Below are 16,742 nucleotides of genomic sequence, written 5' to 3'. Positions count from 1 at the left end.
AATTTAAGAACCAAAGACTTTAGTGCATAAATGAAATAGTGATTAATGTCACTGAACAAAAGGTTCTTATAGTGTATTATGATTTTGCTTTGCTAAAGAAAAGTGGAAAAAGCAAGCAGTTTAAAGGGCAAATAGATAAATCATACACCTCCTACTATAAGCCCTTGAAACTAAAAATAATAAAAAACCCGCTTCCTTAGAGCGGGTTTTTTATTAGATTGTCTATCTGGCTGGGAGGTGAATGTTTTTATACTACATGAGTCAAATTAAGACTAAGTAATAAACATACCCTTTAAAAAATAAATTAAATTTAAATATTCTTAGTATTACCCCGGATAAAATCATTTCTTCTGTGGTTTCTTTCCTGATGGTTTTTCAGGTGGTTGCTTTATTGGCTGAGATTTCTTTGCTGGACCTAATTCTTGTAACATCCTGCTTAAATTTTCACAAGTAAACTCTTGAGCTAGGATTTTCTCTGTAAATTCCTTGTTTTCTTTTAAGTCTGATCTTCCAACTTTGTCCAGAGCTTTAAAAAGCATTTCTTCTTTTTGTTTTGGTGTAAGTGCTGACATTAAAACTTCAACCATTTTTGAGAAGGTTAATGCTTCTTGTTCTTTTAGAAAACCTACTACTTGTTGTATGTCATTTTCAACTTCAAGTTTTATACAAAACACTATTTCATAGGCCCTTACAGCTGCTTTCTTAAAAGTTTGTTCATAATCTTTTATATTTAAGATAAATTCATCTCTTATTCCATCTATAACTGACCCATGCCTTTCTTTTAAATCTGTAAAATAGTCAACTAATTCCTTAAACGTTTGTAGTTTTGAAACTTGATAGATAATCAGAATTTCCTTAATATTTTCTTCAGGAACACCACAAGCAAGCAGTGCTCTAACTATTACAAGCCTTTGCTCATTTGCTAAAAATGCAATTTCTACATCATGTTTTGTATAATCATTTCCTAGCGAATCTTTTTCTCTTTGAGTAAGTTCTCTTCCAAGAACACTTGCTGCTATACTTCTTTGAACATGTGTACCTTCTTGAGTTGGTTGTACACTGCTTAAATCTTCATCTTCTCTAAGTGCAGCTTCTAGTTCTTTGTCTCCATCTCCTTGGGCAAAAGTATTGTTGCTCATTGTCAAGCTCATGACAATAACAATAAATAAATTAATAAGGAATAGTTTCTTAAGCCTTAGATACATCTTGTTTTTTCACTTCGAGGCAGATTTTCTGCTCTCTAATATAATTTGTGAAAAATCTTAGGGTTCATCTAATAGCTATCCCTATTTGTTTATAATATTTTTTTAAGCAATGTATGTGAAACCCCCAGGGCAAGCCCTTTTTAGCTTATATACCTAAATCAAATAGTGTATGATCTACTGCAAACGGGGGATGGTTATTTATGCAACAAAATAATCTTTTAAGTTTTCACAAAAATTATTTTCCCGGAGTTTTTTTAGAGCACGGTGTTCTAGTTGTCTAACTCTTTCTCTTGTTACACCTAAAATTTTTCCAACTTCTTCAAGTGTTCTTTGCTCTCCACAATCCAAACCAAAACGTAATCTAATTACAGCTGCTTCTTTCATGGTTAGCTTTTTAAGTGCTTTATTTATATCCATTCCAAGCAAGATCCAATTTGTCAATTGCTCAGGAGTTAGGTTTTCATCATCACTAATGAAGTCCTCAAGATCTCCTTCTTCTTCATTATTTACACGAGAATTTAAAGAAACAGGTACTTCCATAATTTGAATAACTTCTTTAATTTTATTAATATCCATATCTACTTCACAAGCAAGAGCTTCACAAGAAGGAAAGTTGCCTGACTTATCAGTTAGTTTTTTAATTGCTTTTTTTAACTTGCTAATTATTTCAACCATATGGACTGGAAGTCTAATTGTTCTTGACTTGTCAGATAATGACCTTGTAATGCCTTGTCTAATCCACCAAGTAGCATAAGTAGAAAATTTATAACCACGATCTGGATCAAACTTTTCAACTGCTTTCATAAGACCAAGATTACCTTCTTGAATTAAATCAAGAAATGACATTCCTCTATTTAGATATTTCTTTGCTATGGAAACTACTAATCTTAAGTTATGCATTACTAACTCTTGTTTTGCTTTTTCATCTCCAACTTGAACTTTCTTTGCAAGCTCTAATTCAGCCTCTGATCCTAGAACAGACATCCTACCAATCTCACGTAAGTAAACTCTGACTAAATCATCAGTGAGTGGAAGAGTTTTAGTTTCTTCTTCACTTTCCTCACAAGTTAAAAATGTTTCATCTTCCATATCAATATCAATCTTGTTTTTAAGTAATGCCATTATATTTTTCTCCTTAGGGCTGATCGCAACCAGCCCTTACAATGTATAAAAAGAGGTTAAGAAGAAAAATTTGACAGTAGGGGCAAGTGGACACTTGCCCCTACTTAACAATTTGTTAACCTAAAAACCAACCTTTTCTTTTATCTTCTTTTTTATTAGCAATATTTGGGGCTATGTTTTGTATTCTTAACTTTTCATTAGTTACTTGTTTAACCAACTGGTTTAAAAGAGCGTCTTTATATTCAATTTCTTTAGTCTTAAACTCAAGTGCTTCCTTTTGTTCACCTAAAAGCATTTCATATTCTTCTAGTTGCTTTTGCATATTGTCATTCTGAATTTTTAGCTCTTGTTCAAGCTCACGGAATTTATAGTTTTGGTCTAGTGATTCTTTCCTGAAATTTTCATATTCTTGTCTAATTCCATCATGTTCTTCTGTCATCCCTTTAATTTTGTTTTCAAGCTCTTCATTTTGATGTTTTACAATTTTTAGTTTATCTTTGTATTCTTGTTCAGTTTTTTTTGAGGTTAATTGAAAGTTGTTAAATTCACTTTCAAGATTTTTAAGTGTTTCTCTTGCACTTTGTAACTCATTAATTAAATTTCTATTTGTTTCACGGACACGGGAAATTTCTACTTTTAATTCTTCTTTTAAAGAAGCTATATTTTCTAACTTAGCTTTTATTTCTTCTGATTCATTAGCTTTATTTATATAACCTTCCATCAAAGCTTTAAACTCAGGGCTTACATCATCTTCTGACTTTCCAATTAATATTGAAAGCTGATTTTGAATTTCACTTATTGCACTTCCAAGATCAGTAAGAGAAGTTATAGGAATAACATTTTTCCGTGAAGCTGGTTTTAAATCAGTAACCAAAGTATTAATTTCTTTTGCCATATGTTAACAGATTTTAATAGCCAGAGATTAGTTCCATTAAGAGCTATAATTTGTTTGATATGAAATATAAGCCAGTATATCAGTGTAAATGGCTAATGGTTTTATGCCTTCTTGTTTTAATTTATTTAAGTAATCTAGTACTAGCTCGTTTGCCTTTTGTAGGTATAGATTTTAATCCAGCAAGTACAAATAAAGGATTATTAATTTTTTTACAAAGTCTACTACCACACTTTTATTTTGACATGCAGATTTATGGTTTACAAACTGTGGCTGTATGGGCATGTGGGATAATCTTAGGTCCTCAAACAGGTTTTATTGCTATAACTATATATCTTGTTTTAGGATTTTTAGGCCTTCCGGTTTTTGCAAGTGGTGGAGGGCTTGATTATTTTAAAGAACCAACATTTGGATATTTAATTTCTTTTCCTCTTAATGCTTTTTTAAGCGGGTGGTTATATGAAAAGAATAAAAAGTTTTTAACAGTTTTAATCCCACTTCTCACCACACATTTTTTAGGAATCTTTTATATTTTACTTTTTAAAAGAGATTGGTTAGATGTTACCTGGCATATTTCATTTAGTATGATTGGTTATGATTTAATTCTTGCTCTATTATTAACTCCTATTATTCCAATAATCTCATTTGTTTATAAGGAAATGTTTATCCAGGAATTACCAGATCATACATCACTGTTTATGCATGAAGAATCCAAAAAGCGACGACCCTTATGAAACTAACAGGCACAATTACTAAAATCCTAGCAAATTTTTACTATGTAGTAGATGAAAAAAATAAAACATGGGAGTGCTTTGCAAGAAGTAGATTGCTTAAAGAAGGAAAATTTTTATTTGTAGGAGACAAGGTTGAGTTTGAAGAAACAAACCCTACAAGTGGTGTAATAACTAACTTAATAGATAGAAAAAATAAAATCGCAAAACCACCAATTGCAAATATTGATCAAGTGCTAATTGTCTTTTCTACCTGTGAGCCAGATTTTGGTTTATATAATTTAGATCGATATATCTCTTACATAAAATATGAATTACCATATGAAAAAACTATAGTTTGTATAAATAAAACTGATTTAAAAGAAATTAATATTAATGATATTTACAAAAACAGTGGTGTCGAAATATTTTATGCTTCAGCTTTAACAAAAAACGGTTTAGATCTTTTAGCTCCAAATTTAGTTAATAAAACAACAGTCCTAACAGGACCATCTGGTACAGGAAAATCAAGTTTAATAAAAGCATTAGCTCCTAGCCAAGATATTTTAATAGGTTCCTTGAGTGCAATTAAACAAGGCAAACATATAACAAGAAACATTCAATTAATTCCAATTGAATACAAGTGCAACAATGGTTTTTTAGGAGATACTCCTGGGTTTACTCAGTTTAGTTTTGCTGGGTTAAATCCTATCAAGCTACAAACAACATTTAATGAGTTTAAAAATGTCAAATGTAATTTTAATAACTGTCTACATGAACAAGAGGAAGGATGCAAGATAAATGATGCTATTGAGAAGGATGCAATCCTGCAATCGCGCTATGAAAATTATTTAATGATTCTTTCAGAGTCAAGGTCAAAAATATTTTATAGATCTAAACAAGAAGCAAAAGTAAAATCTGTAGGTGGTCTTAAAGGTGATAAAAAAATAATCCCTAAAATTAATCAAGAAACAAGAGCCAAGTCAAGAAAAAAAGAGAAACAAGAATTGTTAAAATTTAAAGATCAAAATTAGCCAGGAAGGAACCTTGTATCTGCTTAGAAAGTAAGTTTGTTCAGTTGTCAAGGTATGTAACTACAACAGCTTTCTTTTAAATAGTAACTAATCGTAAAGTTAATTAGGAACATTTTATTGTATAACCTTTAGATATAAAAGCATTGGATTTGGCCTCAAAAGTCACAATTGAGGCCAATTTATTGTTTTAAGCTCTTTTAAGAAATTGTTTTAGAGCAACAGCAACTAAAAAGATACTTGAATTTTTTTTATCCAAGCCCTAGCATATCAAAAACAAGGCTGCTTTTACTATGAAGCAAAAAATAGAAAAGTAGAAACTTAAAAAGTAGGAAACATAAAAAAGAGGGATAAAAAAATCATGGAAGGACAAACTTTTGATTCAAATTCAAAATTAAATATTTCACCTGCAATCATAAAAGTGTTCGGGATAGGTGGTGCAGGATGTAATGCTGTAAACAGAATGATTGAAACTAGTTTAAGTAATGTTGAGTTCTGGGCAGTGAATACAGATGCACAAGCATTACAACTATGTACAGCACCAAATAAAATTCAAATTGGCGGCAAGTTAACAAAAGGCCTGGGTGCAGGCGGTAATCCAAGCATTGGCTTAAAAGCAGCTGAAGAAAGCCGTGATGAGATGGCTGCAGCTATCACAGGTGCTGACATGATTTTTATTACCTGTGGAATGGGTGGTGGTACTGGAACTGGTGGTGCATCAATAATGGCTGAGATTGCAAAAGATCTTGGAGTTTTAACAATTGGTGTTTGTACCAAACCATTTACCTTTGAAGGCCGAAGAAGAATTAGCCAAGCCGAACAAGGTATTGAGGCTTTAAAACAAAAGGTTGATGCTTTAATTGTTATCCCCAATAATAAACTCTTACAAGTTATTGAAAAAAGAACATCTGTACATGAAGCATTTAAGCAAGCAGACAATGTTTTGCTTCAAGGTGTTCAAGGCATCTCTGACATAATTACAATACCTGGTTTAATAAATGTTGATTTTGCAGATGTAAGAAACATTATGACTTCTGCAGGTTCAGCACTAATGGGTATGGGAACAGCATCTGGTGAGGGCAGAGCAACAGAAGCAGCAAGAAAAGCTATTGAAAGTCCATTACTTGAGACTACCATCAATGGTGCTTCAGGAATTATATTTAATGTTACTGGTGGACCTGACTTGACTTTACATGAAGTACATGAAGCTGCAGGATTAATTTATGAACTTGCTCAAGACGATGCAAACATAATCATTGGAGCAGTCATTGATCCTAAGTTTCAAAATGAAGTTCAAATAACAGTTATTGCAACAGGCTTTTCAATGCAAGTACCAACAGTGGAACAGCAAAGAGCACAGACCAAAGAACTTACAAAAGAATTTTTTGGACCAGTTGGTGTTGGTGTTAGCGATAGAAAAGAAGAAAAAGTTGTTGAAGCTAGGACAAAAACTATTGTTGATGACAAAGTAAAAAGAATGGCTTCAGATATTTTAGACATTCCTGAGTTCTTAAGAGGAAGAAGATAAATTTTTTTATAACAGGTACAGGTACAGGAGTTGGTAAAAGTATTTTTACTGCACTGTTAGCTAATTCTTATTATGAACAAGGTAAAAAAGTTGCAATTTCAAAACCAATTCAAACAGGACCCGAAAAAGATACTACTCTTTTAGCTAAATTTACAAATAATAAAATCCCAATATTTAACACTTATTCTTTTTCTCTTGCTAGTGCTCCATTAGTTAGCGCAAAAAATGAAAATAAGAAGATAGAAGTAGAAAAAATAATTTCAGATATTAAAGAACTTGAAAAAGAATTTGATGTGGTTATTATAGAAGGGATTGGAGGGATTGCAGTGCCTATTGCAGAGACCAGAGACCAGAGACCAGAGACCAAAGACCACAAAAAGGTCTATAGTCTTAATTGCTATCTAGTTGCTGATCTAATAAAAGATCTAACCTACCCAGTTATTATTGTTGCCCGTCCAACCTTAGGCACAATCAATCACACAGTTTTAACAATTAATTTCGCAAAACAAAAAGAGCTAAATGTCTTAGGCTTTGTCATTAGCAGCTATGATGAAAAAACAAATGATGTAGTAATAAAAACTGCACCAGATGTAATTTCTGAAATTACAGGTGTAAAGTGTTTAATGAAAGTGCCTGTGGTCACTAATGGATTAGTTTTCAGTGCTTACAAATGAATTTTCTTCTTCCAACACACCTAGCTGCCTTGCAAAAGTATAGCCAATTGATTTGTAAATAATTTTTGCAGCAAGTATATTGGGTGCAAGTAAATCTGGTATTGGTGTAAACTCAACAAAGTCCATTCCAACTATTTCTTTAAAAGTACAAATATTTTTCATAATGTCAATTGCTTGATTCCAACTCAATCCGCCAGGCTCTGGTCTTTGTACAGATGGCATGATACTTGTATCTAAAAAATTTAAATTAAAACTAACATAAACATTTTTAGTAAGGTTAGTTAATAAGTCTGCTACTGTCCAACGGTTTTTATCTTTTGCAAAAAAGATATCTATGTTTGGATTATTTTCTTCAAGCCAATTTTTTTCTTCAAGAGAAACCAACCTGGTACCTACCTGAACAATTTTTAAATCTGGCATTAAATTATAAATTTGTTTAATTGTACATTTGTTTGTGTATTTATTTCCTTGTAATGATTCTTTTAAATCTAAGTGAGCCCCAAAATGTACAACAGAAATATCTGGATATAAGTCATAGACTGCTTTTATAGCTCCATATGATAAAGAATGTTCACCACCAATTAGTATTGGTAAACAGCCACTAATTATTGCATTTCTTACAGCATCTTCTACTTCTACAAACGGTTGCTTGGTTTTGTTATTTACAAACTCACAACTTACAAAGTTTGTAGTATTAATTCCTATTTTCTCAATTTCAGTCCAAAGCTCATCGTCAAAGGATTCCAGATGAGTACTTGCATTTAAAATTCCCTGTGGTCCATATTTAGTACCTTTATTACTTGAAGCTGTATATTCATAAGGGACTGGGATAATTAAAACTTTTGGGTCTTCAATGTGCCTAAAATTGCCAAAGTAATTTGTTTCAGTGATAATTGACATAATTAGTTTAGTTTAGCAAGTAGTAGTATTGGATGCAATATTTTTACTTTATAATATCAATAAATGAAAACAATCCATGAAACGCTTAAGACTATTCAAGATGCAATCAACTATGAAATTGATCAACACTATGTAAATGCAAAAGGCAAAAAGGCAACATTCTCTAACTTTATAATTCAAAACACAAAATTACTTTCTTACGAGTTTAATGATAAGGAAAAGCTTAAACTGCTTATTAATTTATTTTATTCATATCCAACACAAGATGTTACTTCAAGAATTGAAACTATTCATAAAGCACAAGGAATTTTAAAAGAAATATCGGATAAGAATAGAGAGCAGAGAGCAGAGAGCAGAGCTCAGAAACTTCGAAACTTTGAAACCTTGAAACCTCCCAACAAATCATACGAAAAAGACCCAAAAAAAATAGATGTTAAATATGTAAAAGGTATAGGACCAAGATTATCTCTTGTGTTTAATAGGATTGGTGTTTTTCTTGTAAATGATCTTCTTCGTTATTATCCAAGAACATACCTGGATTTTCAAAAAACAAGACAAATTAAAGACCTAAAAATTAATGAGGATGTTACCATCATTGGTCAAATTAAAGGATTTAGATCATTTACTCCACCAAAGAGAAGAAATCTAACCATTTTTACAATTATAATTCAAGACGAGACAGGAAAAATAAATATTACAAGATTTATTGGCGGGAAATTTAACAAGCTCATTCAAGAAAATTATAAAAAGCAACATCCAATAAATTCAAAAGTTATTTGTTCAGGTACAGTTTCATATGATAAGTTTTCAAGAGCATTCTGCCTTGCAAATGCAGCAATAGAAATAATTGACGACAATGGCAGAGATGCTTCATCAGAGCGTCTCTTAAATGTTGCAAGAATTGTACCAGTATATCCATTAACAGAAGGAATTTCTCAAGAGTTTATAAGAAAAATTGTTTCAAATGCATTTTTAGTTTATTCTGATTATATTCAAGAATCTTTACCAAGAAAACTTTTAAAGGAAGAAAAGTTACTTGATTTAAAAACAAGCTTGTCTCAAATCCATTTTCCTGACAGCCAGGAGTTATGTAATCTTGCAAGGCATAGAATTGTATTTGAAGAGTTTTTCTTAATGCAGTTAGAACTAACTTATAGACGACATACTCTTGACAAAGATAGAACTGGCTTAAGCCTTAAAGAAAGAGATGAGAGTCTTGTAAGAAAACTAGTTGACTCTTTGCCTTTTAAATTAACAAATGCACAAAACAAGGTTTTCCTAGAAATTAAAAAAGATTTAATGAGTGATAAGCCTATGCACAGGCTTTTACAAGGAGATGTTGGAAGTGGAAAAACTATAGTTGCTCTTATGGCATTGCTTTTTGCAGTTGAAAATGGTTATCAAACTGCACTTATGGCACCTACTGAAATTTTAGTTCAGCAGCACTTTAGAAAATTCCAGGAATATTTATCTCCTTTAGGTATCCAAGTTGCAATGTTAACTGGCAGTACACGAGATAAAGTAAAAAAAGAAATTTACGATGGTCTTGTTACAGGTCTCATAAAAATTGTTGTAGGCACTCATGCACTTATTCAAGATGAAGTTACATTTAAAAACCTTGGACTTGCAATTATTGATGAACAACACCGTTTTGGAGTAAAACAAAGAGATGCTCTTTTACAAAAATCTAAAAATGTTGAAAGATTGTTTATGACTGCCACACCAATTCCAAGAACTCTTGCATTAGCTCTACATGGTGATTTAGAAATGTCTGAAATAGATGAATTGCCACAAGGAAGAATACCAATTAAAACTTCAGTTGTTCAGTCATGGCAAAGAGCAAAAGTGTTTGATCTTATTTGCGGGGAGGTTGCAAAAGGAAGACAAGCATATATTGTTTTTCCTTTAATTGATGAGTCAGAAGCTTTATCTGCAAAGGCAGCTACAATTGAGTTTGAAGAACTTTCTAAAACTTTTTTAAAAAATTTAAGACTTGGTCTTATGCACGGAGAATTGCCATCAGCTGAAAAAGAAAGAGTTATGCAAGCTTTTGTAACCCAGAAGATTGATGTCTTAATTACTACAACTGTTATTGAAGTTGGAATGGATGTCCCAAATGCAACTGTAATGATGATAGAAAATGCAGAAATGTTTGGATTATCTCAGTTACATCAATTGCGTGGAAGAGTTGGTAGAGGTGGAGAACAAGCATATTGTTTGCTTTCACCTCAAGGTTACTCTGAGGATGCTTTAAAGAGACTTGAAATACTAACAAAGACAAATAATGGATTTATTATTTCTCAGGAAGATTTAAGGATTAGAGGACCTGGTGAATTTTTAGGTACAAAACAAAGTGGGCTTCCTGACTTATTGCTTGCAGATATTATAAATGATGCTACAGTACTAGAATTAGCAAGAAGAAAAGCATTGCAAATCTTAAAAGAGGATTCCAACTTAAATGATTATCCAGAACTAAAAAAATATCTTGAAGAAAAAGAAAAATTTTATATTACTGCTGGGTAAAATAGTATATATTAGATCACATTTTTTATGTTTGCTCGTCTATTTTAAAAACAATGCCAGAAACCAGAGAAATATTTGAACTATTGAAAAATTACATTGAGGAAATACCAGTTGGCCTTTTATTATTCGACATGAAAAATAATTTATTGTCCTGGAATAAATATGCTGTTAGTGCTTTAGAAACAAATGAAGAAGATTTTAAAAAAAATAATTTTAAACTTTTAAAAGAACAAATTATAGAAATCTTGCATCTTCCATCCAATACTGAGAAAGAAATCATTGGATTATCAAACCAATTAAAAGCAAAGAAAATTACTACAAGTGACAGCAATATTATCCTAATTATTACTGAAACCCATCAAGAAAACATAGGTGAAATGAGTCATGAACTCAGGCGTCCCATTACAAATATAAAAACTCTTACTGAAAGTCTTCTTCTTGGTGCAATGAAAGACCCGGATGTTTCAGGAAAATTCTTAGAACAAATTAATAATGAAATTGATAGACTAACAAAATTAGTAAATCAATTATTAAATCTTGGAAAGATTAGATCAGGCAAACTTTCAGGGCCAAAGAAAAGAATAAATTTTAAAACAAAAGTTGATGAAACAATAAAGTTACTTCAGCCAATAGCTGACAAAAGTAAAATTAAAATTTCAAATTTAGTTTCAGGTGACTATGAAATTTTTGCTGATCCTGAACAAATTGATCATGTGCTTCAAAATTTAATTGAAAATGCAATAAAATATAGCAAAGAAAACACACAAGTTACTATTAAACATGGGCCTGTACCTGGAAGTTTTCAAATAGATGATACAGGCATTGGAATTCCTGAAGGTGAAATCCCAAAAATATTCGACAGGTTTTATAGAGTTGACCGCACAAAAGCAAGAGGGAGTTCAGGGTTAGGTCTATCAATTGTTAAGAATGTAGTAGATCTTCATGGAGGTAAAATTGAAGTTAAATCAAAAATGGGGAGCGGATCTAGCTTTATTGTTCATCTTCCAATTGACTAAGCAAAGATTAAAGAATAGGATTAAGACGGGTTTATCTTAACCTAGATTATGGTAAGTTAATCATATAAGGACATAAACATATGCCAAACAAAATTTTGTTAGTTGATGATGAGGTAAATTTAATTGACCCAGTTGCATATAACTTAAAGCAAAAAGGGTATGACACCATAACTACATACGATGGAAAAAGTGCTCTTGAAGCATTTAGAAGAGAACAACCTGATTTAGTAATTTTGGACTGGACACTCCCAGATATACAAGGTGTAGATATATTAAAACAAATTCGTGAAGAACAAGATTTTACTCCTGTAATCATGCTTACAGGGAGAACTGCAAAAGAAGATATTGTTGAAGGACTTACTGCTGGTGCAGATGATTATGTAACTAAGCCATTTACATGGGAAGAACTTTTTGCAAGAGTTGGATCAGTACTAAGACGAGCTCAACAAGTTTCTCAAACGCCAGGCAAAAGGCTTCGCTTTGGTGACATTATAATGGACACTGCAAGTCATCGTGTTTGGTTAGCTGATAAAGAACTTTCACTCTCACCAAGAGAATATGCACTGCTTGAAATTTTTATGAACAATCCAAGGCGAGTTTACTCGCGAGACGATCTTATAGAAAGAGTATGGGGCCTTGACTATGATGGAGATACAAAAACAGTTGATGTACATATTTGTTGGTTGAGGCAAAAACTAGAAGAAGATCCCGCAAGACCAAAAGTTTTACAAACAGTTAGAGGTTTTGGATATAGATTAGGTGGATAAGAATAACATTTAGTATTTATTATAAGTATCAGTGTTTCAGAAAAACTATTGCCTGCTAAAATAGCCATTGTTTCTAGTTTCTTTGGAAGGCAGGACTATATGAAGAGATTTGTTTGTGTATTCGTAACGTTTATTTTTTCTTTTGTGTACTTGTTACCTTTCGCTGAAGTTTGTAGAGCTTCAGCTGCTGTAAGTCAGGCATTGGAGCAAACAGAAGAGTTTGGCCCTCTTCAAATGGCAATTGCTGATTTAGAAAGTATTCAAGATCTTTTAGATCAGGGAAAAAATAAAACAGCAATAACTATTTTAAAAAGTGCAATTGGGCAATTAAGAAAAATTAAGGGACTTACACCAAGACAGGTAAAAGGTATGGGTGCAAGATTAAAGAAAGCAATAAAGGCTATAAAAGCAGGTAATAATACTAGTGCATTGAGTGAAGTAAATCATGTCCTTGGTGAGTTAGGTACTCTTTAATGATTGGTTACCTTGGTCCTGAAGGTTCATTTACTCATCAAGCATTAATTCAGTACTTATCTAAATTTGAAATTAAAGATAGTATTTGTTCTTTTCAAACAATAGCTCAAGTAATTGAATCAGTTAACAGTGGAAAAATAAAAAGTGGAATTGCTCCTGTTGAAAATTCAATAGAAGGATCTGTAGGTGAAACACTTGACCAGTTACTTAGGTCCTCTCAAAAAGTAACAATAAATGCAGAGATAATAATTCCAATAGAGCATTGTTTAATTACAAAAAATAAAACATTAAATGAAATTAAAAAAGTTATTGCACACACTCAAGCCCTAAGTCAGTGTCAAAACTATTTAAAAAGATTTTTGCCAGAAGCAGAAGTTGAACCTACTACAAGCAACTCACTTGCTGTAAAGATTGTTAGTGAATCACTAAATGGTCTAGCTGCAATTGGTCCTGCCATGGCAGCTGAAATTTATAAAGTACCAGTATTTGAAAAAGGAATTAATGATGAAAAAGAAAATTTTACGAGATTCGTTTTAATTGGTACTGAAACAATAAAATCAAGCAGCAAAGACAAAACAACAATTGCATTTGGGGTACCTTATGATAAGCCAGGTACTTTAGTTAATGTACTTCAATCATTTGCAAAAGAAAAAATAAACCTCTCAAGAATTGAATCAAGGCCTTCAAGAAAAGCACTTGGTGAATACATCTTCTTTATTGATCTTGAAGCACACAGAGAAGACATCTCGTTAAAAAAAGCACTTAGTGAAGTAGCACCTGATTTTAGTTTCTATAAATGGCTGGGGAGTTATCCAAGATGGCATTGATAAAATTGCTTTCTTTGATCCTTCAAAAATTATATTTTTCATCTCGGTTAAGAGAACGTTGACATTTTATTTATTTTTTGCTAAGTTCAAATTATAGTCACTACCTCTACGAACTGGTTTTCGTGGGGCAAGTAGGAAAAATAGATAGAATATGGCAAACACAGTGAAAACTGAAACACTTCCTATAAATCCTGGAAGAACAATTGGCGGCGGCCTTAGAAAAAGGTTGCAAATGATGGCAATGAAGAGGAAATTAATGAGTCCAGCTGAAGCTGCATTCGGTATAGCACAAGAAAGTGTTGATGTAGAGGACGGGGTGAATGGAAAACCAAAAAATAGCAATGCAAGGGAAAATGGAAGAAGGATAAGAGAAGTAATAGTCAGAGCAGGAGCAATTTTAACAGACATAACTGGTAAAACAGCTACTCATGTTGCAGACACAACAGCTAAAAATTATGAAGGGCTTGCAAAACAAAGAGAGTTAAAAAGAAAAGAGGAAGAAGAAAAATTTGGTGGGCCTCCTAATTTGATTCAACATGCTTGTGAAGGGTTAGAAGAACTAGAAAAAGTACCGCCATTTACTAGAAGATTTTTCTTATTTGGTTGGATGAAAGAACCAGCCAAAGAAATAGCAATTAAAGGTGCTCAAGTCCTCTTACCATGGACTCTCAATAGAATTGCATCTATTTTTAAAATTTTTAAACCTTAAGTCTCATCAGAAATTGAGCTAACCGCATCTTTAATTACATGAGGGATCTTTCCATTAGTAAAATTACCAGTAAAATCAGATAATTCTAAATTTATTTTTCATCTGGAGTAATTGACTTTTTTAAAGGAAACCTATCCTAAAATTGCTTCACCAAGTTTAAAAGCAGCATGTCTATTAAATCTTGCTTTTATTCTGCCTCTTTTTATCCAAGCATATGGAATGTTTCCTTTAAACTCTAAGGTATTTGTATCAAGTTTTTCCATAGTTTCATCATTTAGAACAAGCTTAATCTCATTACTGTCTTTAACTACATCTCTTACGATAAATATAGTATCTTCAGGTACAATACTTATTTTTTGAGTTACATTATTATTTTGCCACTTTAGCTGGTAATTACTGTCATCAATTTTTTCAAAGTCTAGTTTTTTAAAAAATTCTATTATTTTATCATGAGTTAATTGTTTACCTTGGTAGTACAAGTTACCTTCAACATCTACTTTTATGTGATCGTCCACAGCTTTAGTGAGTATAATTATACCGCTAAAACGTTATAGACAGTGTCTCTTTCAACAGGTATATAACCAGCATCTTCAATTAGTTTTTGTATAAAATCCTTTTTAAGTCCTCTTTTACTAGCACCAGCAGCATAAGTAACACTTTCTTCTTGAACCGTGCCATCTAAATCATCTGCTCCAAAATTAAGTGCAACTTGTGCAAGACCTATACCAAGCTGAATCCAGTAAGCTTTTATATGATCAAAGTTATCAAGCATAATTCTTGAAATAGCAATATTTTTTAACTCATCAAAAGCAGTTAGTGACCGCACCTTATTTTTTATTTCAGTATCCTCATAATGACAGCTAAGTGGAATAAATGCTTGAAAGCCTTTTGATTTATCTTGTTGCTCTCTAAGTCTTAGCAAGTGATCAACTCTATCTTTTACTTTTTCTCCAATCCCACAAAGCATTGTTGCATTTGACTTTAAACCAAGACTATGGGCAATACCATGTATCTCAAGCCATTTTTCTGCAGGCAGCTTATCTGGACAAGTCTCATCTCTTACTACCTTTGAAAATATTTCTGCACCACCGCCAGGCATACTATCCAGACCAGCTTCAATGAGAAGTTTCAAGGTTTCAAGGTTACTAAGTTTTTTAAGCTTGCTAAAAAAATCAATTTCAATTGCAGTAAAAGCTTTTATGTGAAGTCTTGGATAATATTTTTTAATTACTTTTAACAGCTCAATATAGTAAGGCAAAGAAGCTTTAGGATTTAAACCACCTACAATATGAACTTCAGTAGCACTTTCTTTGACACCTCTTTCAACATGTTGAAGTGCTTCTTCTATTGAGTAAGTATATGCTCCTTCTTCATTTGGCAGCCTTGCAAATGCACAAAAATTACAGTGGCCAATACAAACATTAGTAGGATTTAAGTGTAAGTTTTTATTCCAGTAAATCCATTTTGATTTTTCTTTTCCTAATTTAATTTCACGAGCTAATTTACCAAGTTCACCAATTTTTAAAATGTCATTTGATTTATAAAGTGCAATTCCTTCTTCAAAAGTTATTCTTTCTTTGTTTAGGATCTTTTGTTTGATTTGAGAGAACATAAAAACATTTTATAATTAGAGCTTGTTATTTTCTGTCTTTGTAATTTTTTGAGAAATAGGAAAAGGGCCAAATATTTTTTGTAGCCCACGAAGAAAATTTAAATAGTCATCTAAGGATGTTGGAGTAGTGATGTTATTTGCTTGTCTAAAATCAAGCATTCGTTCCTTGCTAAGCCCATCTTCAAGCATTTCTTTCTTAAACTCTTCACTTAACATTTTTTACTTTCTTTATTATTTCATCGAGTTCATTTTCTCTGTTAAAAACTCTAAAGTATTCTCTTATCAAGTCCATATTCAAACAATGATAATTAAACTTTATCAACCATTCTATGTCTATCATATCGTTCTTTATCATTTGTACTTGATTGTACTTTAAAACCTATTTGATCTTCAATTGTTATTACTTTAATCTTAAACTTTCCGTTTAGTATTTCTTTCTCAATTGATTTTTTCAGCATGTCTCTAGCATATTTTCTATGAGCAATTATAAAGTCTACTCTACCTAATACTGGTACTATACCAAAGAAATTCATTACATCTTTACTCTCATGGCGCAGTTCAAATCTCTGACTTAGCATTATTTTTTTTACTTTTTCTTTGTCATCAATAAGAACAAGCATGTCAATGTCTTGAGTTGCTCTTGTCATACCGCTAGCTTGCAAAGCAAAGTCACCAATTATTGCAACATTGATTTTTTCTTTCTGAAATAATTCCAGAATATTTTTAAATACTAAATCAAGGTCCATATTACC

18 protein-coding genes are annotated in these 16,742 nt (G+C 32.0%); 10 read left to right on the top strand and 8 right to left on the bottom strand.

Annotation, left to right across the window (positions count from 1 at the left end; genetic code table 11):
- Positions 1-341: 341 nt before the first annotated feature.
- The 3 genes from HYY52_06670 to HYY52_06660 all read right to left on the bottom strand — a co-directional run bounded on the left by HYY52_06670 (position 342) and on the right by HYY52_06660 (position 3,222).
- On the bottom strand, positions 342-1,139 hold the full coding sequence (locus HYY52_06670; protein ID MBI2996372.1) for a hypothetical protein: 798 nt from the start codon (positions 1,137-1,139) through the stop codon (positions 342-344).
- 264 nt (positions 1,140-1,403) lie between these two features.
- Positions 1,404-2,327 carry a sigma-70 family RNA polymerase sigma factor gene (locus HYY52_06665; GenBank protein ID MBI2996371.1) on the bottom strand — a complete coding sequence of 308 codons (924 nt, stop codon included), beginning with the start codon at positions 2,325-2,327 and terminating at the stop codon, positions 1,404-1,406.
- A gap of 115 nt (positions 2,328-2,442) precedes the next feature.
- Complete coding sequence (locus HYY52_06660) at positions 2,443-3,222, bottom strand: hypothetical protein (protein MBI2996370.1); 780 nt, start codon at positions 3,220-3,222, stop codon at positions 2,443-2,445.
- A gap of 59 nt (positions 3,223-3,281) precedes the next feature.
- Here HYY52_06660 and HYY52_06655 point away from each other — a divergent pair, with 59 nt between their 5' ends.
- The 4 genes from HYY52_06655 (at position 3,282) to bioD (ending at position 7,162) form a co-directional block, all read left to right on the top strand.
- Positions 3,282-3,953 carry a biotin transporter BioY gene (locus HYY52_06655; GenBank protein ID MBI2996369.1) on the top strand — a complete coding sequence of 224 codons (672 nt, stop codon included), beginning with the start codon at positions 3,282-3,284 and terminating at the stop codon, positions 3,951-3,953.
- Positions 3,950-4,963: a ribosome small subunit-dependent GTPase A gene (rsgA, locus tag HYY52_06650; protein MBI2996368.1), complete on the top strand. Its 1,014-nt coding sequence runs from the start codon at positions 3,950-3,952 to the stop codon at positions 4,961-4,963. Before HYY52_06655 ends, rsgA begins: the two co-directional genes overlap by 4 nt.
- Positions 4,964-5,321: 358 nt before the next feature.
- Positions 5,322-6,488, top strand: a complete 1,167-nt coding sequence (ftsZ, locus tag HYY52_06645; GenBank protein ID MBI2996367.1) for a cell division protein FtsZ — start codon at positions 5,322-5,324, stop codon at positions 6,486-6,488.
- The gene (bioD, locus tag HYY52_06640) at positions 6,485-7,162 is read left to right on the top strand and encodes a dethiobiotin synthase (GenBank protein ID MBI2996366.1); all 678 of its coding nucleotides are present in this window, start codon (positions 6,485-6,487) and stop codon (positions 7,160-7,162) included. Before ftsZ ends, bioD begins: the two co-directional genes overlap by 4 nt.
- On the opposite strand, the gene HYY52_06635 is transcribed toward bioD, so the two are convergent.
- The gene (locus tag HYY52_06635) at positions 7,139-8,062 is read right to left on the bottom strand and encodes an agmatinase family protein (GenBank protein ID MBI2996365.1); all 924 of its coding nucleotides are present in this window, start codon (positions 8,060-8,062) and stop codon (positions 7,139-7,141) included. The two genes, bioD and HYY52_06635, sit on opposite strands and share 24 nt — an antisense overlap.
- 63 nt (positions 8,063-8,125) lie before the next feature.
- On the opposite strand from HYY52_06635, the gene recG reads away from it, so the two are divergent.
- The 6 genes from recG (at position 8,126) to HYY52_06605 (ending at position 14,378) form a co-directional block, all read left to right on the top strand.
- Positions 8,126-10,585, top strand: coding sequence for an ATP-dependent DNA helicase RecG (recG, locus tag HYY52_06630; GenBank protein MBI2996364.1), 2,460 nt, complete (start codon positions 8,126-8,128; stop codon positions 10,583-10,585).
- Positions 10,586-10,638: 53 nt separating this feature from the next.
- Complete coding sequence (locus tag HYY52_06625; GenBank protein MBI2996363.1) at positions 10,639-11,601, top strand: hypothetical protein; 963 nt, start codon at positions 10,639-10,641, stop codon at positions 11,599-11,601.
- 80 nt (positions 11,602-11,681) lie between these two features.
- Positions 11,682-12,368, top strand: a complete 687-nt coding sequence (locus tag HYY52_06620) for a response regulator transcription factor (GenBank protein ID MBI2996362.1) — start codon at positions 11,682-11,684, stop codon at positions 12,366-12,368.
- Positions 12,369-12,467: 99 nt separating this feature from the next.
- A complete protein-coding gene (locus tag HYY52_06615; protein ID MBI2996361.1) occupies positions 12,468-12,842 on the top strand; it encodes a hypothetical protein in 375 nt (124 codons plus the stop codon).
- Complete coding sequence (gene pheA, locus HYY52_06610) at positions 12,842-13,669, top strand: prephenate dehydratase (GenBank protein ID MBI2996360.1); 828 nt, start codon at positions 12,842-12,844, stop codon at positions 13,667-13,669. Before HYY52_06615 ends, pheA begins: the two co-directional genes overlap by 1 nt.
- Positions 13,670-13,820: 151 nt before the next feature.
- The gene (locus HYY52_06605) at positions 13,821-14,378 is read left to right on the top strand and encodes a hypothetical protein (GenBank protein ID MBI2996359.1); all 558 of its coding nucleotides are present in this window, start codon (positions 13,821-13,823) and stop codon (positions 14,376-14,378) included.
- Between the two features lie 131 nt (positions 14,379-14,509).
- Here HYY52_06605 and HYY52_06600 read toward each other — a convergent pair whose 3' ends face one another.
- The 4 genes from HYY52_06600 to HYY52_06585 all read right to left on the bottom strand — a co-directional run bounded on the left by HYY52_06600 (position 14,510) and on the right by HYY52_06585 (position 16,736).
- Complete coding sequence (locus tag HYY52_06600; protein MBI2996358.1) at positions 14,510-14,893, bottom strand: hypothetical protein; 384 nt, start codon at positions 14,891-14,893, stop codon at positions 14,510-14,512.
- A 17-nt stretch (positions 14,894-14,910) separates the two neighbouring features.
- Entirely contained in the window at positions 14,911-15,990 is a 1,080-nt protein-coding gene (mqnE, locus tag HYY52_06595; GenBank protein ID MBI2996357.1) for an aminofutalosine synthase MqnE, read from the bottom strand.
- 15 nt (positions 15,991-16,005) lie between these two features.
- On the bottom strand, positions 16,006-16,206 hold the full coding sequence (locus HYY52_06590) for a hypothetical protein (GenBank protein MBI2996356.1): 201 nt from the start codon (positions 16,204-16,206) through the stop codon (positions 16,006-16,008).
- 92 nt (positions 16,207-16,298) lie between these two features.
- Positions 16,299-16,736, bottom strand: coding sequence for a hypothetical protein (locus HYY52_06585; protein ID MBI2996355.1), 438 nt, complete (start codon positions 16,734-16,736; stop codon positions 16,299-16,301).
- Positions 16,737-16,742 lie beyond the last annotated feature (6 nt).

This window comes from Candidatus Melainabacteria bacterium, from assembly GCA_016193285.1.
GTDB lineage: Bacteria > Cyanobacteriota > Vampirovibrionia > 2-02-FULL-35-15 > 2-02-FULL-35-15 > JACPSL01.
The sequence above is the reverse complement of the archived record's forward strand: the minus strand, read 5'-3'. Positions and strand labels throughout refer to the sequence as shown.